The sequence below is a fragment of the Streptomyces sp. RLA131 genome (assembly GCF_056270125.1).
In genome coordinates this window covers 822,465-845,281 of the sequence record NZ_JBWDOQ010000002.1, presented here as the reverse complement: position 1 = coordinate 845,281, position 22,817 = coordinate 822,465, and the positions used below count along the sequence as shown (strand labels likewise).

The window sequence follows — 22,817 nt, the reverse complement described above, 5'->3', positions numbered from 1 at the left end:
GGGCCGTACGGCTCAATCCGCCGCGAGCCAACCCGCGATGGCCGCACTGATCGGCTGACCTGTCATCAGCTCGACGAAGCCGAACTGGCCGCCCTGGTTGCACTCCAGGAACCACCAGGTGCCGTCCTCGTCCACGGCGAAGTCGAACGCGCCGTACGCCAGGCGGGCGGTCGCCATGTAGTCCAGGACCGCCCGCCCGATGCGGGCGGGCGGCTCGACGGGCTCCCATTCGGCGTCGTCCGGGCCGCCGAAGCGCCCGTCGACCTGGTCGGGGGCGGCGACCTTCAGCGCCGCGAACATCTCTGTCCCCACGCAGGTCAGCCGGACGTCGGCCCGCTTGACGATGTACTGCTGGAGCAGCGTCGGGCCGGCCGCCACCGCGCGGAAGTCGGCGTCCGGCTCCACCCGGGTGGTCGGCAGGGCCATCGGCGGGTCGCTCGGGTGCGTACCCGACACGGACTTGATGACCAGCTGCGGATGCTGCTCGGCGAACTCCCGGGCGGCCCGGGGAAAGGTCGTGATCAGGGTCGCGGGCACCGCGAAGCCGCAGCGGTGCGCGGTGTACAGCTGCCAGGGCTTGTAGCGGGCCTGCGCGGCCGCGTCCGGGTGGTTCATCCACCGGGCCGGTACGCAGCGCAGCGCCCCGTACAGCGCCCGGCTCGCCTCGGTGGTGAGCCACTGCGACTGTTCCGTGGCACCGGCTCCCGGGGTGCCCGGCCGCCGGACCCAGACCGACCGCAGGCTGTCCATGCTGACCAGGCGCTCGTTGACCTGGAGGAAGCCGCGCACATCGCCGCGGACGTACTCGGCGGACATGGCGACCTCGTCGGGCAGCCCCGCGGGATCGAGCCGCACCAGCGGCACCGCGCGGGCGTGCAGGACCGACACGACCAGGTCCGCTGTCACGTCCTCGGGGCTGGTGAGGATCAGAACCGTCATCGAGGTCAGTCGTCGAAGTGCGTCTTGGAACCCGCGGTCGAGACGGTGGCGCCCATCGCGAGCAGGATCGCGGGATCGCTGATGGCGGGGTTTCCGTCCTGCAGCACGTTCAGCTGGCGCGCGCAGTCATAGCTGTACGGCGCCGCGAACGGTTCCGGCGTGGTCGGCCGTGCGTGATTCAGCGCGAACGGTCGCATGCTTTCTCCTCGCTCTCACTCCAGGGCGGGCAGCACCCAATGCCAAGTACCCGGCAAGGCCCTATCTATGAGACTCGCGCAGGAGTGCGAGAGGTTCCCTGTTACTGATGTGACGCTGGTTACTCCTGAGCCGGAAATCGCCAATTCGGTCACTTTAGGTGATAGGATCGCTCCGATCTGTGCCCATGGGGCGTTGTCTGTGTGGCAGAACCATGGTGAATCCACAGCAATCGGCTCAACACGGCCTTCTCACAGGTTTGTTGCACACCCCGGCCCCGTCGCCGGATCGGGCGACGGGGCCGGGAGGGGGCAGCGGCGGCGGTCAGTCCTTGCGGCCCACGCCACCGTAGAAGGCCACGTTCGGCGCCTCGTCCTTCAGCGCCTCGTCCGCGCCGGGCGCCGGCTCGTCCGGGCGCCAGAGCGACACCCGGGTCAGCCCCGGGTCGACGAGGGTGAATCCGTCGAAGAACGGCAGGATCCGCCCATGGGAGCGGGGGTTGAGGGTGGCGGTCGCGCCGCTGTAGACCTGCTTGACCGACTTCGCCGGGCTCTGGTCGGAGTCGGCCGTGGCGTGCGACAGCACCAGGTAGCTGCCGGACGGCAGCGCGTCCCGCAGGGTGGCGATCACGGCGGCCGGGTCCTCGTCGTCCCGCACGAAGTGCATCAGGGCCACCAGCAGCAGGGCCACCGGCTGCCCGAAGTCGATGAGCCGGGCGACCTCGGGGGAGGACAGCACGTCCGCCGGCCGCCGTACATCGCCCAGGACGAAGGCGGTGTCGTCGGAGACCGTCAGCCGGGCCGCGGCGTGCGTCGCGACGATCGGGTCGTTGTCGACATAGGCCACCCGTACGCCGGGCGCCACCGAGTGCGCCACCTCATGGGTGTTGGGCGAGGTGGGAATGCCGGTACCGATGTCCAGGATCTGCCGGACGCCCGACTCCACCACGAACCGGACCGCCCGCCGCATGAAGGCGCGGTTGGCGCGGGCGCTGGACAGGATCGTCGGGGCGGCCGCGATCACGCGGTCGGCGGCGGCCCGGTCGGACTCGTAGTTGTCCTTGCCGCCCAGGTAGTAGTCGTACATCCGCGCCGGATGCGGTGTTCTGGTGTCGATCTCCTCGGCGGTGAAACCTCGGTCCCTCACGCTGTCCCTCCCGGACGACTCGGGGACCGGCCCGCGACGACCGAGGGTGTCGTCCGGCCGCGCCCACCCGCAGATCCTAAGGCTTTCCCGCAGCCACCGGCGCCGAGGTGCTCCGGCCAAGTGGGGTCGGCGAGAGGGTAGTTGGCGGCGGATCCAGCGGTGGGTGCCGACGGCCCCGCACACCTGGCCGGGCTCGCCGCCGATGCCGGTCACCGGGTGTCCGAGCGGTCGCGTACTCTCCTTGCGCATGAGCACTGGGGGCCCTGCGGCAAGGGTGATCGACGGCCGCTTCGAGCTGGTGGCACGCCTGGGCGGGGGCGGCATGGGCACGGTGTGGCGGGCCCGCGACCTCGTGCTGCACCGCGAGGTGGCGCTGAAGGAGGTCAGGCCGCCCGACCCGGCGCTGGCCGAGTACGACCCCGAGGCCGCCCGCACGCTCCGGGCCCGGGTGCTGCGCGAGGCCCGCGCGCTGGCCAGGGTCGACCACCCCAACGTGGTCACCATCCACCACATCGTCGACACCGGTGACGCCGGTTACCCGTGGATCGTGATGGAGCTGGTGCCCGGCCTCTCCCTGCACGACCGGCTGGCCCAGGGGCCGCTGACCCCCGTCCGGGCGGCGGCGATCGGGCGTGAGCTGCTGTCCGCCCTGCGCGCCGCGCACGCCGCCGGTATCCAGCACCGGGACGTCAAGCCCGCCAACGTACTGCTGCGGCCCGACGGCCGCCCCGTGCTCACCGACTTCGGCATCGCGGCGATCCGCGAGTCCACCAGCCTGACCGCCACCGGCGCCCTCATCGGCTCTCCCGACTACATCGCCCCCGAACGCATCCGGGGCCAGGAGGGCCACCCGGCCTCCGACCTGTGGTCCCTCGGGATGCTGCTCTACGTCGCCGTGGAGGGCAGCCATCCGCTGCGCCGCGCGTCCACCCTGGCCACCCTGGCGGCGGTCCTGGACGAGGAGGTGCCCCCGGCGGCACACGCCGGCCCGCTGGCCCCGGTGCTGGACGCGCTGCTCGTACGGGACCCGGCGGCCCGCCCCGCGATGGCCGAGGTCGACGACATGCTCGCCGCGGTGGGCACCCCGGACGGCCCCACCGCCACCCGGCCCGCCCCGCCCGGCGCCACCGAGCCGCAGGACGCCGTGCCGCCGGGCGCCCGGCAGCCCGCCGCTGCCGCCTGGGCCCCGCCCGTGCCGCCCGTGCCGCCGGCGCCGACCGGCCCGCCGCGCCGTGCCGGTCGGCGCACCAGGAACACCGTCGTCGCCGTCGCTCTGGTGAGCGCCGCCGCCACCGGCACCCTGATCTGGGTGAACGTCCCCGCGCTGCACGGCGGGGCCACCGCCTCCGGTGCCGTCTCCGGCTCCACGGCGGGCTCCACGGCGGGCTCCGCCGGAGGCCGTACAGCCGGCTCCACGGCCGGGGGCTCCACCGCCGGCTCCGCGTCGCCCCGGGTGTCGTCCTCCCAGGCCACGGCGGCCACGGTCAACGGCCTGCTCACCCCCTCCGGGGTCAGGTCGGTGATCGCGAGCCTCAAACCGGTGATGGGCGGCACGCGCGTCACCGACTTCACCGTCTACGAGGAGTACGCCTCCGCCGAGGCGCCGGTGAAGGACGACGACAAGCTGTACGACCGGTTCACCTACCGCGACGGGGTCGCCACCCGGGAGGGCGCGGGCGGCACCCTCGGCGACGACGACACCTCGGTGGACCTCCGCAAGTTCAACTGGGACGCGGTCCCGGCGCTGCTGCGTACGGCGCAGAAGACCCTCGGCGTCAAGAAGCCCACCAACCGCTATCTGATCGTGGACCCCGCCTCGGTGTTCGACGACGACCAGCCGGTGCTGCGCGTCTACCTCACCGACGACTACGGCGGCGGCTATCTGGTGGCCGGGCTCAACGGGAAGGTCATCGAGACCCACCCACGCTGACCCGCCCGCGTTGTTGATCTTCCTGGGATAGACTGCGGCGGTGGACCAACTCCGCACGCTGGCAACGCAGTTCAGGGTAGCGATCACCGAGTGCCCGGATCTGGGACTCGTCTCCCTGGAGCGCTTCCCGCTCGGTGCGTGCGGCGACACCTCCGTACTGCTCGGCCAGTATCTGTACGACAGCGGCCTGGGCGTGTGGATGTATGTGAGCGCCTGGGAGAACGGTTCCACCCATGCCTGGATCGAGAAGAACGGCGTGCGCGTGGATGTCACCGCCGACCAGTTCGACGGCGTCGACCAGCCCGTGATCATCGCCTCCGGAGGCGGCTGGCACGACCGCTTCACCGTCGACCCCGCCGCCTCGCACGGCGCCCTCATCGACGTACGGGAGGACTACGCGCGCGGCGAGCTGCGGCGGGCGTACCGTCGCCTGACCGATTTCCTCCGCCGTCGCCCCCGGTAGGGCGGCGTCCCCCGCATGCACGTATGGGCGTGACTCCCGGGGCGGTCCTCCGTTGGTCTGGCAAGATCACCGCGAAGGAGATGCCCGATGAGCAACCGCCGTCGCCACCAAAAGGGCCGTAAGCACCGCAAGGTGAACCTCACCCCACGGCCCGTCATCCGGACCGCCGCCTCCCGGCCAGGCCCGTCGCCAGTGGACCAGCCCCCCGTGGACCAGGCCCCTGTCGCCCCGGCTCCCGCGTCCGTCGCCCCGGCCGGCCCCGCGCCCGTCGCCGTCGCCGACGCCCCGGCCGTTCCCGCTGCCGCCGCCCCCGTCGAGGACGGCGCGCTGCCCCGCACCACGCTCAGGACGCTCCGCCGGCTGCGGGAGGCGGGTGACGACGGTACGACCCTGGACGATCTGGGCGTTCTCGTCGGCTATCAGCCGGCCACCGTCGCCCGCCACATCGACACCCTCGCCGCCCACCGCCTCGTCCACCACCGGGACGGTCTCTGGTACGCCGTACCCGTTCCGGTCTGAGGTCCGCCGGGCGGCGGTTCAGCAGGACGAGAAGACATGGTGCGGGTCGCCGGCCGGGGTGACGTCGTGATCGCGGAGCACGACGGACAGCCGGCCGCCCCAGCGGCGGCAGGTCCGGTCGAAGTCGTCACGCCGGTAGGCGACGACCAGCACCCGGTTCGCGTACGTGGTGGCGTACCGGCCGCACTCGTCGTACTCGCCGCACTCCTCGGCCACGGCGAAGTCGAACCCGATGTCCTTGGCCCGGCCCAGAAGGCCGGTGGTGTTCTTCTGGGCCACGGCCAGGCCGGCCGCGTGGGCCCGTCCCACCAGGAGCCGGGCGAACGCGGCGTTGTGGGCCGGGGTCAGCCGGCCGCCGGAGCGTTCGTAGGAGTCGAGGTTGTCGGGCTCGACCGCCCGGTAGCCACGGGCGGCGCAGCCGTCGATCCAGCCGCCGACGATCCTGGCCAGCTCGGCGCGGCGGCCGGCGGTGGAGACGTCCAGCAGGGCCTCGCCCCAGTCCTTGTCCATGACGACGGCGCTGTCCGGGCCGTCCTCGCGCAGCAGCAGGCGGGGGTGCTCGCGCTTCCACCAGCCCAGCCGGTCCGGCTGGGCCTGGAAGGCGTTGACGTAGCAGACGGAGTACAGGCCGGGGGCGGGCGCGTCGCCGCGGTCGCGGGAGACCACGCGGACGCCCGCCGGGGGCCGGTACGCGCCGCCGATCTGGTAGTCGAAGCCCGCCCCCGCCGGCGGCGGCGCCACCCGCGCCGCGCCGCCGGCCGGTCCGTCGCCCGCCGCGCATCCCACGGCCAGCGCGGTGGCGGCCAGTGCGGCGGCCATGGCCCTTGTCGGGCGGCGAGCCGCGATACGGGCCGGGCGGCGGGCGGGGATGCGGGCGCGGATGCGGGGGAGCGGGTGCGTCACGCCCTCATTGTCCCGGAGCCAGGATGTAGGTGTTGAGCGCGGTCACCGTGGTGAGCGGGGTCGGCGAACCCAGGTCGTAGCGGTCCACGGCAAGGTAGTTGGGCTTCTTGCGGGCGGCGGGCGCGCAGTAGTTCTCGGCGCGGTTCTGGAGCTTGCCGTTGTCGTTGGTGACGGTCGCGCCGATCGTGGCGTCGCGGAAGTGGTTCATCACGAACAGCGGGTGGAAGCCGGTGGCCTCGCGGGTGAGGGGGGTGTCGGTGCCCCACCGGCTGTAGCAGGACCAGTCGGAGTCGCCGATCCCGGCGCCCATGGACCAGTAGTTCTCGACGGTCCACTCGCGCTGGTACATCACGCCGAAGGTGTCACGGGTGGCGTAGCCGTTGGAGATGTCGCTCGCCCGGGTCCGGTCGCTGAAGACCAGCAGCTGCTTGCCGCGGGCGGCCAGATCCGCCATCGTCGGCCAGCCGTTGGCCGCCACGCCCTCCTGGTCGGGGCGGTAGAGCACGTCGGCCAGCCCGTTGACGGAGGCGAGTGAGGACTTCAGTACCGCGGAGGAGGCGTAGTCCTCCAGGAAGACGGTGACGAACTGTCCCGGATTGGCCTTGAGGAAGTCGACCATGCGCTGCAGGTCGGTGGCGAGCGGCACCGGACTGCTCACGCCCGAGCAGCTGTTGTGGCAGAGCACGGCGGTGCCGGAGACGTCGTAGTCGTCCAGCATGAAGCCGCGTACGCCGTCGGTCAGCTGCTGGCCGACACCGCGCGACTGGTTGGGGAAGAGGCTGACCGGGAAGGACGCGAAGTTGCCGTCCGTGCCGTTGGCGAAGGCGTTGTGGGCGGTCAGGAAGGTGACCTGGTCCAGGGTGCGGGTGTCGGCGGAGGGCATCGCCGAGGTGGCCAGGGCCGCCGGGGTGAGGAACCAGCGGGCGAGGTCGCCGGCGGAGCCGATCGCCACGGAGGTCGAGCCGGAGACCCCGGTCAGATACTGCGAGGTGCCCGGGACGCCCACGGTGTACGTGCTGCCGGCGGACGCGGTGACGGTCCAGGTGGTGCCGTCCGCCCCGCAGGTCGCGGTGACCGCCGAGGTGCCGCTGCGGCCGAGGCACTTGCCGGACTCGTCGGAGTTCTGCAGCTGGTAGCCGCCGGTGACGGCCACCGGGTTCCACCGCTGGTGGTCCTCGGAGCCCTTGGGATTGTGCTCGACGACCGTTCCGCTGCTGTCGGCGGCGTTCAGTCCGGTCACATAGCTCTGCAGATACACCGAGCCACCGGGGACGGCGGCGGCCGGGCCGGCCCAGCACAGCGGGAGGGCGACGGCGACAGCGGCGGTTGCGCACAGAACTCGCAGACGGCGCACGGTTCTTCCTTTCGCTCCAGCACTCCCGTGGTCGAGGAGGGAGTGTCGGGGTCATGACACACCACTGATCGGTGACGGCGCCAGTGGGGCCCGGGGGTCAATTCGCGCCGCGCCGCATTCGCCTCCCGGGTCCGGAGCGGGTCCGGAGCGGGTGTGAGGGGCCGCGCTCCTGTTGAGTTCGGTATAAAACTAGGCAAAGCTGTTGTTTCCATCCCCAGGGCAGTGGGACGAGGGCGGCAGCGATGGCACAGCAGGGCGGTGAACCACGGACGCGGCCGGGCGCCCCGGACGACTTGGGCGGCATCCCGGTCGAATCGGACGGCGACCCGTTCGACGAGGCGTCCACCGCCCGCGTGATGCTGGACAGCGCGGGTGTCGTCACCGAGTGGAGCGAGGGGGCCCGCCGCCTGCTCGGATACACCGCCACCGAGACCGTGGGCCGGCCCGCCCGGGAACTGCTCGCCGAGCCCGCCCGCCCGGCGTCCCCCGCCCCCGGCGCCGTCCGCTGGAACGGCACCGTGGCCCTGCGGCACCGCGACGGCCACGCCCTCCCGGTAGGGCTGCTCGCCCACCGTACGGACCCGGACAGCACTGACCTCAGCGACTGGCTGCTGGTCTCCGCGCTGCCCCGGCCGACCGTGCCCCCGGTCCAGGCCCTTATGAACGCCTGGGCCTTCATCCGCTCTCCCTGCCCGGTCGCGATCTACGACACCACGGTGCGCCTGATGGCCGTCAACGACGCGATGGCGGAGGTCATCGGCCTGCCCGAAGAGGAGATCCGCGGCCTGCGGATCCCCGAGATCGGCGGCAAACCGCAGAGCGCCGAGCTGGAGCAGCAGATGCTGCGGGTCCTGGCCACGGGCGAGCGCTACGACGTGGAGACCTTCATGCGCACCGGGGGAGAGGCCCGGGAGCACGCCTGGTCGGCGAACCTGACCCCGCTCACCGACGAGCACGGCCAGGTGCACGGCGTGTGCCTGACCGCCCACGACATCACCGAGCAGTTCCTCGGCCGGCGGCGCCTGCAACTGGTCAACGACGCCAGCGTCCGGATCGGCACCACGCTGGACGTCATCCGCACCGCCGAGGAGCTCGCCGAGGTCGGCGTCCCCCACCTGGCGGACTTCGTCACCGTGGACCTCCTGGAGTGGTTCGGCGACCGTGGCGAGGAGTCCTCCGGGACCGGGGGTTCGGGCGATCCGTCCGCGGACGTCATCCTCACCCGGGTGGCCCACCACTCGGTCACCGAGGGCTGCCCGGAGGCCGCGGTGCGGCCGGGGGACCCCGGCCGCTACCTGGCGTCCTCACCGCAGGCGCGCTGCCTGGCCGCCGGGGAGCCGGTGATCCGGACGGGTCCCGGCGAATGGCCGCCCCCGGGCGACGCGACGCCCGGCAGAACCCGCAGGCGCGGCATCCGCTCGACCATGGCCGTACCGATCCGGGCCCGGGGCACCACCCTGGGCGTCGCGGTCTTCTTCCGCGACCGGCAGCACGAGCGCTTTGTGCGGGACGACGTGCTGCTGGCCGAGGAGATCACCGCCCGCGCCGCCGTCTGCATCGACAACGCCCGCCGCTTCACCCGGGAGCGCGAGACGGCCCTGGCGCTCCAGCGCAGCCTGCTGCCCCAGTCACTGCCTCAGCCGTCCGCCGTCGAGGCGGCCTCCCGGTACCTTCCGGCGGCCCCGCACGCGGGGGTGGGCGGCGACTGGTTCGACGTCATCCCGCTCTCCGGGCTGCGGGTCGGCCTGGTCGTCGGCGATGTCGTCGGGCACGGCATCCAGGCGTCCGCCACGATGGGGCGGCTGCGCACCGCCGTCCGCACCCTCGCCGACGTCGATCTGCCGCCCGACGAACTGCTGACCCATCTGGACGACCTGGTCGTCCGGCTCGCCACCGAGGACGACGGCCTCGCGTCCGCCGGGGATGTCGGCGCGACCTGCCTGTACGCGGTCTACGACCCGGTGTCCCGGAACTGCTCCATGGCGGCCGCCGGGCATCTGCCGCCCGCCCTGGTGCTGCCCGGCGGCGCGGTGGAGTTCGTCGACCTGCCCGTCGGGCCGCCGCTGGGGGTCGGTGGGCTGCCGTTCGAGGCGGTCGACCGGGAGCTCCCCGAGGGCACCCTGCTGGCCCTGTACACCGACGGCCTGGTGGAGGACCGCGGCCGGGACATCGACCGGGGCCGTGCCCTGCTCGCCGAGGCCCTGTCCGGCGCCACCGGTTCCCTGGACGACATCTGCCAGAACGTGCTGCGGACCCTGCTCCCCGGCGGCGGCGCGCCCGACGACGTCGCCCTGCTGCTGGCCCGCACCCGGGTGCTGGACACCGCGAAGGTGCGTACCTGGGACGTGCCCGTCGACCCCGCGTCGGTGTCGACGACCCGTCGGCAGGCCACCGAGCAGCTGATCGCCTGGGGGCTGGAGGAGATGGTGTTCACCACCGAGCTGGTGGTCAGCGAACTGGTCACCAACGCCATCCGCCACGCCAGCCCGCCGATCCGGCTGCGGCTGATCCACGACGCGACCTTGATCTGCGAGGTGTCCGACGGCAGCAGTACGTCCCCGCATCTGCGCCGGGCCCGCATCTACGACGAGGGCGGCCGGGGCCTGCTGCTGGTCGCCCAGCTCACCCAGCGCTGGGGCAGCCGCCACCACGCCACCGGCAAGACCATCTGGGCGGAGCAGGTCATCCCGCCCTGACCGGGACCCGGCCGCGATTACGGTGCCGGGTGCCCGGCCGGGCGCTCGTAGCCCGGGCCCTGGAATTCCGGTGCCTGGAACTCCGGCACCCGGTACTCGGGGATCTCGTACTCCGGGATCGCCGGGGCGGGCGGCACCGCGGGGTCCTCGCCGCCGCCGGGGGAGGAGAACCCGGGGCTGGAGAACCCCGGGTGCGGCATGGCGGGCCGTTGCGGTTCGTGCTGCTGACTGTCCGTCATAACTGCTCCCTCGGGGGGTGTGCCGCGGATCGGGGACGGCCGGCGCCTACCGGCGCCTACCGGCGGCGGCCGCGCCGGTAGCCGGACCAGCCGGAGCTGGTGCCGAGGCCGCCGAGGTGCGCGGCGAGCAGCGTCAGCCCGACCAGCAGCAGGCTGGTGGGGGTGAACACCGCCTCGGTCGCGGTGTCGGTGGCGTTGATGATGAACGCGATCGCGAATACGACGGCCGCAACAATGGCCAGCATCGGTTGACTCCCAGCGTCTCCTGGGGCGCGGGGTCGCGCCCTCACGCCCACCGGGTGCCCCCGCAGGGCCGGTTCACTCCGCTCCGGGCGCCGGGAGCGGAGCGAACCCGGGCGCCCGTGGGAGCGCTCCGGCCCGGTCGGCCCGGCCTCACCCCGGCCAAAGGTAATGTTAGGGCAAAGTCGCAGGTCAGGCCCTTGTGATGGGGAGGCAATCATGGGCAGGCGGCGCACCACCCTGCCAGGGTGGGCACCCGGTACGACATCACCACGCATACCGGACGGCGCATCTCGGTCGTCGTCCACCAGGACGGCAGACGCTTCATCGGCTTCTGCCACGCCGACGATCCGGACGCCTGCGAGATCTCCATCCCACTGGAGTCGGACGAGGCCGCCACCCTGGCCACCCTCATCGACCCGGCGCCGATCGACGCGGTCCGCACCGACGGACTGGACCTGGTCACCGAGCACATCCCCGTCAGCACCCGCTCGCCGTACGGCGCCCGGGTGCTGGGCGACACCAGGGCCCGTACGCGCACCGGCGCCTCCATCGTCGCCGTGCTGCGCCGCACCGGCGCACACCCCTCACCCGGCCCCGACTTCCGGCTGGCCGTCGGCGACACCCTGGTGGCCGTCGGCACCCGCGAGGGCGTCGACGCGCTCGCCGCCATCGTCGCGGCGGAGTGAGCATGCACGACAGCACCACGATGCATAGAACTCGGCGCCGTCATCCTCGCACTCGGCCTGATCGGCCGCTCGCCGGCCGCGTCGGACTGTCCCCGATCCCGCTCTACCTGCCGGCCGGACCCGCCTTCGGACACGGCGGACTGCTCCCGCTCGACGCCGGCGAGGACTTCGTCGCGGTGGGCGCCGAGATCGGCGTGATCCTGCTGCTCCTCCTCCTCGGCCCGGAGTACAGCGCCTCCGAACTCGTCACCAGCCTCAGGACCCAGTACCCCTCCGGCGCCGTGGACTTCCTCCTCGACGCACTGCCGGGAGCCGCCGCCGCGCTGCTCCCCGGCTGGGGGCCGGTGGCCGCCGTCGTCCTGGCCGGGGTCACCTAAGTCTCCTCCTCCGGCGTGATCGCCAAAGTGCTCACCGACCTCGGCCGCCTCGGCAACCGTGAGACACCGGTGATCCTGGGCATCCTCGTCATCGAGGACCTGTCCATGGCCGCCTGTCTGCCGCCGCTCACCGCCGCACTGGCCGGGCCGGGCCGGCCCCGGCGGCAGCGTGACGCTGCTGATCGCGCTGGGCACCGTGGGCGCCGTGCTGTACCTGGCGCTGCGGCACGGCCGGCTGATCAGCCGCCCGGTCTCCTCCGACAACCCCGAGATGCTGCTGCTGGTGGTGCTCGGGCTGACCCTGCTGGTCGCCGGGATCGCCCAGGAACTCCAGGTCTCCGCCGCCGTTGGGGCCTTCCTGGTCGGCATCGCCCTGTCCGGCGAGGTGGCCGAGGGGGCGCGACGGCCGCTGACCCCGCTGCGGGACCTGTCGGGCTGTCCACCTACCCCGCCGACATCCCGCCGCTGCTGCTGCCGGCCCTGGCGCTCGCGGCGGTCACCACCGCCACCAAGATCCTCACCGGCTGGTACGCCGCCCGCCGGGCCGGCGTCGGTACGCCCGGACGGCTCAGGGCCGGCGGAACCCTGGTCGCCCGGGGCGAGTTCTCCATCGTCATCGCCGGGCCGGCCGCCGGCACCCAGCCCCTCATCGGGCCCCTGGTGACCGCGTACGTCCTGATCCTGGTGATCGTCGGCCCGCTCGCGGCCCGGTACGCCGAGCCCGAGGTCGGCCCGGCCCTGCGGGCGCTGCGCCGGGCCCCCTCGGCCTCCCCCGGGGTGCCCGCGGGGGAGGTGCGGGCGGAACCCGGGGTGCCCGTCGGGTCGGGCGGGTCGGGCGGGTCGGGCGGCGGGTCAGGGTGCGGGTCAGGGGGCGGCAACGCATGAGGGCGGTCCCGCCGTTACGGTGCTGCCGCCCGCGCCGGTTACCCACAGCGCGACCGAATTGAACCGCTTTCGTCACCACTTCGCTACACTTCGTAGCCGAAGGAACCGGAAGCGGGGGAGATGGTGTGTTCTGCCCCGAATGCCGGTGACAGCCGGCCGTGTACGTGAGGGGTACCCATGCACCACCGCACCATCCACCGCGCCGTGACGGCGACGGCCCTGGTTCCGGCCGTCGCCGCCGTGCTCATCGGCTGCACTCCGACCGCCGCCGACGGCTCCGACGCCCCGGCCGCCCCCTCGCGGGCGCCGGGCGTGTCGGCCCCGGTGAGCGGCAGCCCCTCGGGAGCCGGTTCCGCCGCTCCGGCCGCTCCCGCCCGCTCCACCTCGGCACACCGCTGCACCGCTTCCGTGCTGAGGGTCTCGGCGGCGCACCAGGCCCCCCACCGTCCCAGCGGCACGGGTACCGGGGCCGCGATCGTGTCCTTCACCAACACCGGCAGGACCGCCTGCACCGTGAAGGGATTCCCCACCGTCGCCGGGGCGGGCAACGGCGCCCCCCAGCTCAACGTCCCGCTGCATGTACGGCACACCGGCACCGCCTCCACGGTCCGGCTGGCACACGGCGGCCGGGCCTGGGTCAAGCTCACCTTCGTCCAGGTCCAGGGCGAGGGCGACGGATACTGCGTCTCCGGTTCGGCACCGGTGGTCTACCCCACCATGGTGATCGGGCTGCCCGGCGCCGGAAAGCACCAGACAGCCCTGGACGACGGGCAGTTCGCCGAGTGCGACGACACCGTCACCGTCACCGCCCTCATCGCCAGGAAGCCCAACTGACCGACGCTCTACGGGCGGGGGATGTTGCGCAGGTTGGAGCGGGCCAGTTGCACCATCCTGCCGACACCCCCGTTGAGCACCGTACGCGTCGCCGACAGCGCGAACCCGGTGATCTGGTCGGCGGTGATCCGCGGCGGGATGGACAGCGCGTTGGGGTCGGTGACCATGTCCACCAGCGCCGGGCCGTCGTGCCGGAACGCCTCCCGCAGCGCGGTGCGCACCTCCTGCGGCTTCTCCACCCGGATGCCCAGGGCGCCGGCGGCGGTGGCGATGGCCGCGTAGTCCGTGTGCGCGTAGCCGGTGCCGTGCGGCTGCAGCCCGTCGACCATCATCTCCAGGTCCACCATGCCCAGCGAGGAGTTGTTGAACAGCACGACCTTCACCGGCAGCCCGTACTGGACCAGGGTCAGGAAGTCACCCATCAGCATCGAGAACCCGCCGTCACCCGACATCGACACCACCTGGCGCCCGCGGTCCAGGAACTGCGCGCCGATGGCCTGCGGCAGGGCGTTGGCCATCGAGCCGTGCACGAAGGAACCGATGACGCGCCGCCGGCCGTTGGGCGTCAGATAGCGGGCCGCCCACACATTGCACATGCCGGTGTCGACGGTGAAGACCGCGTCGTCCGCGGCCTCCTCGTCCAGCACCGAGGCCACGTACTCGGGATGGATCGGGGTGTGCTTCTCCACATCGCGGGTGTAGGCGCCGACCACCCCTTCGAGGGCGGCCAGATGCCGGGCCAGCATCCGGTCCAGGAACGCCCGCGAGCTCTTCTCCCGCACCAGGGGGAGAAGACAGCGCAGCGTCTCGCGCACATCCCCCCACACCGCGAGCTCCAGCCCGGTCCTGCGCCCCAGCCGCTCCGGCTGGATGTCGACCTGCACAGTCCTGACGTCGTCGGGAAGGAAGGCGCCGTACGGGAAGTCGGTGCCCAGCAGGATCAGCAGATCGCACTCGTGCATCGCCTCGTACGCGGCGCCGTAGCCCAGCAGCCCCGACATCCCGACGTCGTACGGATTGTCGTACTGGATGTGTTCCTTGCCGCGCAGCGCGTGCCCCACCGGGGACTTGAGCCGCTCCGCGAGCTCCATGACCTCCCGGTGCGCGTCGGCCGCGCCCCGCCCGCAGAACAGCGTCACGCGTTCGGCACCGTCGATCAGCTCCGCCAGCCGGGCGACGTCCTCGTCACCGGGCCGCACGACCGGCCGGTCCAGGGGCGTCGGATGCCCGGCGGCCTGCGGCGCCTCCTGGCCCGCGACATCGCCGGGCAGCGCCACCACCGACACGCCCTGCCGGCCGACGGCGTGCCGGATGGCCGTCTGCACCACCCGGGGCATCTGGTGCGGGGAGGCGATGAGTTCGCAGTAGTGGCTGCACTCGGTGAACAGCCGCTCGGGGTGCGTCTCCTGGAAGAAGCCGCTGCCGATCTCACCGCTGGGGATCTGCGCGGCGAGGGCCAGCACCGGGGCCATCGACCGGTGCGCGTCGAACAGGCCGTTGATCAGATGCAGGTTGCCCGGCCCGCAGGACCCGGCACACGCCGCCAGCCGTCCCGTCAGCTGGGCCTCGGCACTGGCCGCGAACGCGGCCGCCTCCTCGTGCCGTACCTGCACCCACTCCACGTCGGTGTGCCGCCGCACGGCGTCCACCACGGGATTGAGGCTGTCGCCCACCACACCGTAGATTCTTCTCACCCCGGCGCGGGCAACGAGGTCCACATACTGTTCGGCAACGGTCTGTTTCGCCATTGCGTCACGATATGCCGACCGTCGCGAAGCGCGGGGCAGCAACACGGACCGCCGGTCCGACGCCCCGTCAGGCGGTGCTGCCGGCCGTCTGCTCGGCCCCGGCCCACTGCGGACGGAAACCGGCGTGTCCGGACCACAGGCGGGCGGTCTCGGTCAGGCAGAGATAGGCGTGCTCGCTCTCCGTGCTGTCGTCCCGGGCCGCCGCCGCGGCGCCGTAGACGGCCACATGGCGGGCGAGGCCCTCCAGGGCGGTCACCTGGGACGTGGTGCGGGCCGGGCTCACCTCGTGGAGATAGTCCTCAAGGGGCTCGCGCAACTCCGGTACGCCACTGGTGGTGATCCCCGTCTCGCGGTCGGCCATGACCGTACGGGCGATCCGGGCGCTCACCCCGGTGTCGGAGCAGCGGTCGGCGATGAACTGCCAGAGGGTCTCGAAATCCTCGGCGGTGCGGGTGGTCATCCGGAACCTCCAGGTGCTGGTCTTCCCGCGAAGGTCGCGAGGCACTGCGAGTACCCCGTCACGGCCGGGTGACCCCCGTGATCCGGCGGCGTGTTGCCCGTCGTACGCCCTGCCGGGTGCCCCGTCGCGCTGCCAGTCGCGCTGCCAGTCGTGTCGGCCGTCGTGTTGGCCGGCCCGGACAGTCATGCCCGGCGCCGGGAGGGGTACCGGACGGGGGCCGGACCGTACGCCGTCCGGTCCGGCCCCACGCGACCGCGTGGCGGCCGGAGGCAGACGTTTCCCCGCCAGGAGTCCCATGACCGTCAGCGTGTTCACCGGCCGCCGTCTGCGCAGAGCCGCGCGGCAGATCTTCGGGTGGGACCGGCTGCGGCCCGGTCAGCTCACCGCCATGAAGGCGGTCATGGCCGGCCGGGACACGGTGGCCATGATGCCCACCGGGGCCGGCAAGTCGGCCGTCTACCAGGTGCCCAGCGTGCTGCTGCCGGGGCCGACGCTGGTGGTGTCGCCGCTGATCGCGCTCCAGCGCGACCAGGTGGCAGGGCTGCTGCGGCAGGGCGGCCGGAGCGCGGTCGCCATCAACTCCTCGATGAGCGACCGGCACAACGAAGAGGCCTGGGAGAGCGTCAGCGGCGGCGGCGTACGAGTGCTGTTCGTGACCCCGGAACAACTCGCCAAGCCCGACGTCCTGGAGCGGCTGGCCGCGCTGGCCCCGTCGTTGTTCGTCGTCGACGAGGCACACTGCGTCTCCTCGTGGGGACACGACTTCCGGCCCGACTACCTCAGGCTCCGTCAGGCGGCCGAGAGCATCGGACGCCCGCCGATCCTGGCGCTGACCGCCGGCGCGGCGGGCCCGGTACGCGCGGACATCATCGAGCGGCTCGGCATGCGCCGGGTGCGGCAGGTGGTGGCGGGCTTCGACCGGCCCAACATCCACCTGGAGGTCACCCACTTCCTCGACGACGCCGCGAAGCGGCGGGCCGTGGTGGAGCGCGCGGCGGCCGAGCCCAAACCCGGCATCGTCTACGCCGCCACCCGCAAGGACGCCGAACGCTACGCCGCCGAACTGGACGAACTGGGCCTGGACGCCGCCGCCTATCACGCCGGGCTGCGAACCGCCGACCGCTCCTCGGTCCACGACCGCTTCCTGGCCGGGGAACTCGACGTGGTCGTGGCGACCTCAGCGTTCGGCATGGGCATCGACAAGCCCGACGTACGGTTCGTGCTGCACGCCTCGATACCGGGATCGCTGGACGCCTACTACCAGGAGATCGGCCGGGCCGGCCGCGACGGCGCCGCCGCCAGGGCGGTCCTGCACTACCGCACCCAGGACCTGGGGCTGCGGAAGTTCTTCTCCTCGGGCCGCCCGGACCCCGACACCGTGCTGGACGTGGCACGCCGCGTCCACGCCCACGACGGCCCGATGGAGGCGGCCGAACTCCAGGGGCAGACAGGGCTGTCCGCCACCCGGCTGACCGCCGTGCTCAATCTGCTGGAGCAGGCAGGGGCCGTCAGCACCAGTACCGGCATGGTCGACGCCGTACCCGGCCACGAACCCAGGCAGGCCGCGCGGGAGGCGATGGAGATCGCCACCGCCCACGAGAGCCTGGAACGCTCCCGGGTCGACATGATGCGCGGCCTGGCCGAGACCACCGGCTGCCGCCGCCGCTTCCTGCTCGGCTACTTCGGCGAACGGGTCCCCACCCCGTGCGGCAACTGCGACCGCTGCGAAGCGCAGCCGGACGCCCCCGCCCGCCGGGGCGGCGCCGCCGGTGACCGTAACGGTGACCGTAACGGTGACCGTGCAGGGGGCCGTTCCGGGGGCCGTGACAGGAGCCGCACCGGGCGCGGAGCCGGGCGCGGAGCCGGGGGCCGTGCCGGGAGCCCTGACGGGAGCCGGTCGGCCCAGGTCCCCGGTCCCGCACCGGACCCCGGCTCCGCGCCCTCCACCCGGGGCGGCCACCCCTTCCCGCCGGGCACCCGGGTCACCCACCCGCGCTGGGGCACCGGTGAGGTGCTCAGCGAGGAGGCCGAGCGGATCACCGTCCTGTTCGACTCCGTCGGCTACCGCACGCTGTCCCTTCCGCTGGTCATGGACAAGGCCCTGCTCGCCCCCGCGCCACGCTGACCGGCCGCCCCGCCGGCCGGGCCATTTGAGCGGACACGCCCGCAGGAACGCTGCATCCGTACAGGGCGGTGGAACGGAATGAGGAGGATGTCGCTTGCCGGCCGAGGCGTGAGACCGAGGGGAAGGGGACCGTGATGGGCCAGATCAGCGCGGAAGGGCCGGCGTCCCGTGGCGCCCGGCCCCGCGCGAGCCACGACCCCCGGCCGGGTCGTGCCGGGGCCGTGCGGCCGCTCGCCGCCGTCACCCTCACCCTCGCCCCCGCCCGGCCCGTCAGGCCCCCGGGCCCGGCCGCCGAGGACATCGACGCCGACGTGCCGGGCGCCGTCGGCCGCATGCTGGAGACGGTGCTGCGCGGGCGTACGGACGAGGCCACGGCCACCGACCGCACCTTCGCCCGGGACATCGCCCACCGCGTCTCGCGCTTCACCCGCACCGGCGGCAAGCGCGTGCGGTCCCAGTTCCTGTGGTGGGCGCTGCGGGCCTGCTGCGCGGGGGAGGACCCGGCCCGCACCGACGCCGCGCTGCGCACCGCGTGCGCCCTCGAACTCATCCAGACCTGCGCACTGGTCCACGACGACGTGATGGACGGCTCCCCGCTGCGCAGGGGCGGCCCCGCCGTGCACTCCCAGCTCGCCGCCCAGTACGCCGGCACCGTACCCCCGGCGGCGGCCGGGCCGTTCGCGACCGCCGCCGCCATCCTGGCCGGCGACCTGGCCCTGGCGTGGGCCGACGACATCGTCGCCGCCGTCGACGTCCCGCCCGGGACCCGGGCCCGGATGCTCGGCGTCTGGCGGGCCATGCGCACCGAGATGGTCGCCGGCCAGTACCTCGACCTGCACGGCCAGGCCACCGGGGCCCGGTCGACGGCCCGCGCGATCCGGGCCGCCTGCCTCAAGAGCGCGCTGTACACCGTCGAACGCCCGCTCGTCCTGGGCGCCGCCCTGGCCGGGGCGGACGAGGCGGTCACCGCCGCGCTGTCACGGGCGGGCCGCCGGGCCGGCATCGCCTTCCAGCTCCGCGACGACCTGCACGGGGTGTTCGGCGACCCCCGGCGGACCGGGAAACCCTCCGGGGACGACCTGCGCGACGGCAAGCCCACGTATCTCGTCGCCGTCGCCCGCCGCCGCGCCGAGGCAGGGGGCGACCGGCACGCCCCGCGCGTCCTGGACCGGGTCCTGGGCGACCCCCGGGCCACCGACGCCGACCTGGACCGGGTGCGGGAGATCCTGGAGTCGACCGGAGCCCGCGCCATGGCCGAGGTCACCGTCGAACGCCTCGTCGTCCTGGCCGACCGTCACCTGGCCACGGCAGCCCTCGACCCGGCGGCCCGCGTCCGGCTCCGGGCACTGTTCCACTCCGCCGCCGAGGTCCCCGAGACCGTCGGCGCCACCACCCCGGGGAGCAGCCGATGAGGACCGTGAGCGGCCGCACCGACCATGTGGTGGTCGTCGGCGCCGGACTGGCCGGCCTGTCCGCCGCCCTGCACCTGCTGGGCGCCGGGCGCCGGGTCACCGTCGTCGAACGCGCGGACCTCCCCGGCGGCCGGGCCGGCCGTGCGGAACTCGGCGGCTACCGCATCGACACCGGCCCGACCGTGCTGACCATGCCCGACCTCGCCGACGAGGCCTTCGCGGCGGTCGGCACCCGGCTGGCCGACCATGTGGACCTGGTGCCGCTCCACCCCGCCTACCGGGCCCGGTTCGCCGACGGCAGCGCGCTCGACGTACACACCGCCGCCGACGCCATGGAAGCCGAGGTGCGCCGCTTCGCCGGCCCCCGCGAGGCCCAGGGCTACCGCGGACTGCGGGCCTGGCTCACCGAGCTCTACGCCGTGCAGATGCGCCGTTTCATCGACGCCAACTTCGACTCGCCGCTGCAGCTGCTCACCCCCGACCTGGCCCGGCTGGCCGCCCTGGGCGGATTCGGCCGGCTCGACGCCCGGATCGGCCGCTTCCTGTCCGACGAGCGGCTGCGCCGGGTCTTCTCCTTCCAGGCGCTGTACGTGGGCGTACCGCCGGCCCGCGCCCTGGCCGCGTACGCCGTGATCGCCTACATGGACACCGTCGCCGGTGTGTACTTCCCGCGCGGCGGGATGCACGCCCTGCCCCAGGCCATGTCCGACGTCGCGGGCGCGGCCGGCGCCGACCTGCGGTACGGCCACGACGTCACCCGGCTGGAACGCTCCGGCGACCGCGTCACGGCGGTGGTCACCGACCACGGCCGCATCCCCTGCGACGCCGTGGTGCTCACCCCCGACCTGCCCGTCGCCTACCGGCTGCTGGGCCGCACCCCCCGCCGGCCGGTCCGGCTGCGGCACTCGCCCTCCGCGGTGATCCTGCACGCCGGCACCGACCGCACCTGGCCGGGACTGGCCCACCACACCATCTCCTTCGGCGGCGCCTGGGCGGGTACGTTCCGCGAACTGACCCGCACCGGAGTCCTGATGAGCGACCCGTCGCTGCTCATCACCCGCCCCACCGCCACCGATCCCGCACTCGCCCCGCCCGGCCGGCATCTGCACTACGTCCTCGCGCCCTGCCCCAACACCGACATCGGACCCGGCACCGCCGACTGGCAGGACCTCGCACCGCGCTACCGCGACAGTCTGCTCGCCGAACTCCAGCGCCGCGGGCTCGACGGCATCGGCGCCGCCATCGAACAGGAACGCCTGGTCACCCCCGTGGACTGGACGGCCGAGGGGCACGCGGCCGGCACCCCGTTCTCCGCCGCCCACACCTTCCCCCAGACCGGACCGTTCCGTCCCCGCAACCTGGTCGGCGGCACCGCCAACGCCGTACTCGCCGGCTGCGGCACCACACCGGGTGTCGGCGTGCCGACCGTCCTGATCTCCGGAAAGCTCGCGGCGGCCCGCATCACCGGCCCCGGCCCCCGCCCCCGCCGCCCGCTCACCGCCCGCCAGGCGCCCGGCCCGGTCGCTCGTCCGGCCGCCCGTCCGGCACAGAAAGGTCCCTCCGTATGACCGATCGCGAACTCGACGCCGCCGGTATCACCGACCCCGTCCTGCGCGACGCCTACACCCGGTGCCGCCGGCTCAACGCCCGGCACGGCAGGACCTACTTCCTGGCCACCCGGCTGCTCCCGGCCGCCCGCCGCCCGGCCGTGCACGCCCTCTACGGCTTCGCCCGGCTGGCCGACGAGATCGTCGACGACCTCGACAGCGACGCGGGCCCCGCGGAACGCGCCATCGCCCTCGGCATCCTCCAACAGCGCCTGGAACACGGGCTCCACGGCGGCGACAGCCCGGACCCGGTGATCCGGGCGCTCAGCCACACCGCCGCCCGATACCGGATCAGCCACCGGCACTTCACCGACTTCATGGCCTCCATGCGCAGCGACCTGGAAGTCACCGACTACCCCCGCTACGACGACCTGTACGGCTACATGCACGGCTCGGCGGCCGTCATCGGCCTCCAGATGCTGCCGGTGCTCGGCACCGTCGTCCCCCGCGAGCGGGCCGCGCCGCACGCCGCCGCCCTCGGTGTCGCCTTCCAGCTCACCAACTTCCTGCGCGACGTCGGCGAGGACCTCGACCGGGGCCGCGTCTACCTGCCCGCCGACCTGCTCGCCGGGCACGGCGTGGACCGGGAACTGCTGCACTGGAGCCGCACCACCGGCCGCCGTGACGGCCGGATCACCTCGGCCCTGAGCGCCACCGCCGCCCTGGTCCGGGACGTGTACCGGCAGGCGATCCCCGGCCTGCCGATGCTCGACCCGGTCGCCCGGCCCTGCATCCGTACCGCCCTGGTCCTGTACGGCGGCATCCTGGACGCCGTCGCCGACGACGGGTACGCGGTGCTGCACCGCCGCGCGGTCGTCCCGCGCCGCCGCCGTGCCGCCGTGGCCCTCGACGGCCTGGCCCGGGTCACCGCCGCCCGCTGCCGGACGGCCCGGTCGGTCCGGCAGCCCGTACCGGCCACCCGCGGCGAGCAGGGGGAGGCGGCATGACCGGCGGACCCCCGCGGCGCGGGCGCTACCCGCTGCGGCTGCGCCGCGCCGCCGCCGCCCGGGACCAGCGGCGCCCCAGCTGGCGCGACGCCCGGCCGGCCCTGATCGAGGGCGCACTCAAGCGGGCCCTCGCCCGGCCGTCCGGCAACTGGTACGTCATCGGCGCCGCCCGCGACATCCGCCCCGGGCGGCCCTTCGGCCGTACCGTCGCCGGTGCCGAGGTCGTCGCCTGGCGCGACGCCGCCGGCCGACTGGTCGCCGGCCCCGGCGCCTGCCCCCACCTCGGGGCGCCGCTGCGCGACAGCCCCGTACGCTGCGGCACCCTGATCTGCCACTGGCACGGACTGGCCCTGGACGGCACCCCGTTCGCCGGCTGGGAACCCTTTCCGGCGTACGACGACGGCGTACTGGCCTGGGTCCGGCTCGACACCGTCGGCGGCGAGCAGCCGCTGGAGCGGCCCGTGCTGCCGGCCCGCCCCGCCCTCACCGGGGCCGTCGGCGCGGTCTACGCCGGAGTCGGCGTCTGCGAGCCGGACGACATCGTCGCCAACCGCCTCGACCCCTGGCACGGGGCCTGGCTCCACCCCTACTCCTTCGTCGACCTCACCGTCCTCGACCGGGACGGCGACGCCCTCACCGTCGATGTCTCGTTCAAGGTCGCCGGGCGGGCGGTGGTACCGGTACGGGCCGTCTTCACCGCCCCGGAACCCCGTACGGTCGTCATGCACATCACCGGGGGCGAGGGCGAGGGGTCGGCCGTCGAGACGCACGCGACCCCCCTGGGCCCAGGCCGGGACGGCCGTCCGCGCACCGCCGTCACCGAGGCCGTCCTCGCCGCCTCCGACCGTCCCGGCTTCGCCGCCGCCCGTGCCGCCGCCCCCCTGCTGCGCCCCCTGATGCGCGCCGCCGCCGGCCGCCTCTGGCGCGACGACCTGGCCTACGCCGAACGCCGCTGGGCGCTGCGCGCGGCAGGCCGTTTCCCCGGCTCGGTGTGAGCGTCGGCGCGGGCCGCAGGCGTTGGGCTCCGGCGCGGGTCCGTGGCCGTCGGTGGCGCGGGACGTCCTGGCGTGCGCCGCGCGCTGTGCGCCGCCGGCCGTTCGCCCGGCGCG

19 protein-coding genes and 2 pseudogenes are annotated in these 22,817 nt (G+C 73.9%); 12 read left to right on the top strand and 9 right to left on the bottom strand.

Annotated elements, in window-relative coordinates:
• Positions 1-12: 12 nt before the first annotated feature.
• The 3 genes from tgmB to RWE79_RS04635 all read right to left on the bottom strand — a co-directional run bounded on the left by tgmB (position 13) and on the right by RWE79_RS04635 (position 2,280).
• Positions 13-939 carry an ATP-grasp ribosomal peptide maturase gene (gene tgmB, locus RWE79_RS04645; protein ID WP_475938720.1) on the bottom strand — a complete coding sequence of 309 codons (927 nt, stop codon included), beginning with the start codon at positions 937-939 and terminating at the stop codon, positions 13-15.
• Positions 940-944: 5 nt separating this feature from the next.
• Entirely contained in the window at positions 945-1,136 is a 192-nt protein-coding gene (gene tgmA / locus RWE79_RS04640) for a putative ATP-grasp-modified RiPP (protein ID WP_475938719.1), read from the bottom strand.
• Positions 1,137-1,458: 322 nt separating this feature from the next.
• Positions 1,459-2,280, bottom strand: a complete 822-nt coding sequence (locus tag RWE79_RS04635) for an SAM-dependent methyltransferase (RefSeq protein ID WP_475938718.1) — start codon at positions 2,278-2,280, stop codon at positions 1,459-1,461.
• Positions 2,281-2,527: 247 nt separating this feature from the next.
• On the opposite strand from RWE79_RS04635, the gene RWE79_RS04630 reads away from it, so the two are divergent.
• The 3 genes from RWE79_RS04630 (at position 2,528) to RWE79_RS04620 (ending at position 5,192) form a co-directional block, all read left to right on the top strand.
• Positions 2,528-4,210 (top strand): serine/threonine-protein kinase, encoded by a 1,683-nt coding sequence (locus RWE79_RS04630; RefSeq protein ID WP_475938717.1) that lies wholly within the window; start codon positions 2,528-2,530, stop codon positions 4,208-4,210.
• A gap of 40 nt (positions 4,211-4,250) precedes the next feature.
• Positions 4,251-4,673: a hypothetical protein gene (locus RWE79_RS04625; protein WP_475938716.1), complete on the top strand. Its 423-nt coding sequence runs from the start codon at positions 4,251-4,253 to the stop codon at positions 4,671-4,673.
• Between the two features lie 87 nt (positions 4,674-4,760).
• Positions 4,761-5,192 carry a hypothetical protein gene (locus RWE79_RS04620; protein WP_475938715.1) on the top strand — a complete coding sequence of 144 codons (432 nt, stop codon included), beginning with the start codon at positions 4,761-4,763 and terminating at the stop codon, positions 5,190-5,192.
• Positions 5,193-5,210: 18 nt separating this feature from the next.
• On the opposite strand, the gene RWE79_RS04615 is transcribed toward RWE79_RS04620, so the two are convergent.
• Both RWE79_RS04615 and RWE79_RS04610 read right to left on the bottom strand, forming a co-directional pair.
• Positions 5,211-6,011 carry an endo alpha-1,4 polygalactosaminidase gene (locus tag RWE79_RS04615; protein WP_475945602.1) on the bottom strand — a complete coding sequence of 267 codons (801 nt, stop codon included), beginning with the start codon at positions 6,009-6,011 and terminating at the stop codon, positions 5,211-5,213.
• 88 nt (positions 6,012-6,099) lie between these two features.
• A complete protein-coding gene (locus RWE79_RS04610; RefSeq protein WP_475938714.1) occupies positions 6,100-7,449 on the bottom strand; it encodes a phosphoinositide-specific phospholipase C-related protein in 1,350 nt (449 codons plus the stop codon).
• A 242-nt stretch (positions 7,450-7,691) separates the two neighbouring features.
• Here RWE79_RS04610 and RWE79_RS04605 point away from each other — a divergent pair, with 242 nt between their 5' ends.
• Positions 7,692-10,145: a SpoIIE family protein phosphatase gene (locus RWE79_RS04605; protein ID WP_475938713.1), complete on the top strand. Its 2,454-nt coding sequence runs from the start codon at positions 7,692-7,694 to the stop codon at positions 10,143-10,145.
• 17 nt (positions 10,146-10,162) lie between these two features.
• On the opposite strand, the gene RWE79_RS04600 is transcribed toward RWE79_RS04605, so the two are convergent.
• Positions 10,163-10,384, bottom strand: a complete 222-nt coding sequence (locus tag RWE79_RS04600; RefSeq protein WP_475938712.1) for a hypothetical protein — start codon at positions 10,382-10,384, stop codon at positions 10,163-10,165.
• Positions 10,385-10,440: 56 nt separating this feature from the next.
• Complete coding sequence (locus RWE79_RS04595; protein WP_475938711.1) at positions 10,441-10,629, bottom strand: hypothetical protein; 189 nt, start codon at positions 10,627-10,629, stop codon at positions 10,441-10,443.
• 214 nt (positions 10,630-10,843) lie between these two features.
• Between RWE79_RS04595 and RWE79_RS04590 the strand changes: the two are divergent.
• From RWE79_RS04590 to RWE79_RS04580, 3 genes and pseudogenes are all read left to right on the top strand, one after another.
• Positions 10,844-11,313 (top strand): annotated as a pseudogene (locus RWE79_RS04590) (cation:proton antiporter regulatory subunit).
• Between the two features lie 2 nt (positions 11,314-11,315).
• Positions 11,316-12,575: pseudogene (locus RWE79_RS04585) on the top strand (cation:proton antiporter).
• A gap of 177 nt (positions 12,576-12,752) precedes the next feature.
• Complete coding sequence (locus RWE79_RS04580; protein WP_475938710.1) at positions 12,753-13,409, top strand: DUF4232 domain-containing protein; 657 nt, start codon at positions 12,753-12,755, stop codon at positions 13,407-13,409.
• 8 nt (positions 13,410-13,417) lie between these two features.
• Here RWE79_RS04580 and RWE79_RS04575 read toward each other — a convergent pair whose 3' ends face one another.
• Positions 13,418-15,157 (bottom strand): pyruvate dehydrogenase, encoded by a 1,740-nt coding sequence (locus RWE79_RS04575; RefSeq protein WP_475938709.1) that lies wholly within the window; start codon positions 15,155-15,157, stop codon positions 13,418-13,420.
• A gap of 67 nt (positions 15,158-15,224) precedes the next feature.
• A complete protein-coding gene (locus RWE79_RS04570) occupies positions 15,225-15,617 on the bottom strand; it encodes a hypothetical protein (RefSeq protein WP_475938708.1) in 393 nt (130 codons plus the stop codon).
• A 295-nt stretch (positions 15,618-15,912) separates the two neighbouring features.
• Between RWE79_RS04570 and RWE79_RS04565 the strand changes: the two genes are divergently transcribed.
• The 5 genes from RWE79_RS04565 to RWE79_RS04545 all read left to right on the top strand — a co-directional run bounded on the left by RWE79_RS04565 (position 15,913) and on the right by RWE79_RS04545 (position 22,703).
• Positions 15,913-17,742: a RecQ family ATP-dependent DNA helicase gene (locus RWE79_RS04565; RefSeq protein ID WP_475938707.1), complete on the top strand. Its 1,830-nt coding sequence runs from the start codon at positions 15,913-15,915 to the stop codon at positions 17,740-17,742.
• Positions 17,743-17,876: 134 nt separating this feature from the next.
• Positions 17,877-19,154 carry a polyprenyl synthetase family protein gene (locus tag RWE79_RS04560; RefSeq protein WP_475938706.1) on the top strand — a complete coding sequence of 426 codons (1,278 nt, stop codon included), beginning with the start codon at positions 17,877-17,879 and terminating at the stop codon, positions 19,152-19,154.
• On the top strand, positions 19,151-20,722 hold the full coding sequence (locus tag RWE79_RS04555) for a phytoene desaturase (protein WP_475938705.1): 1,572 nt from the start codon (positions 19,151-19,153) through the stop codon (positions 20,720-20,722). The genes RWE79_RS04560 and RWE79_RS04555 overlap by 4 nt, the downstream gene beginning before the upstream one ends.
• Positions 20,719-21,708, top strand: a complete 990-nt coding sequence (locus RWE79_RS04550) for a phytoene/squalene synthase family protein (protein WP_475938704.1) — start codon at positions 20,719-20,721, stop codon at positions 21,706-21,708. Before RWE79_RS04555 ends, RWE79_RS04550 begins: the two co-directional genes overlap by 4 nt.
• Entirely contained in the window at positions 21,705-22,703 is a 999-nt protein-coding gene (locus RWE79_RS04545; protein WP_475938703.1) for a Rieske (2Fe-2S) protein, read from the top strand. The genes RWE79_RS04550 and RWE79_RS04545 overlap by 4 nt, the downstream gene beginning before the upstream one ends.
• Positions 22,704-22,817: the final 114 nt, after the last annotated feature.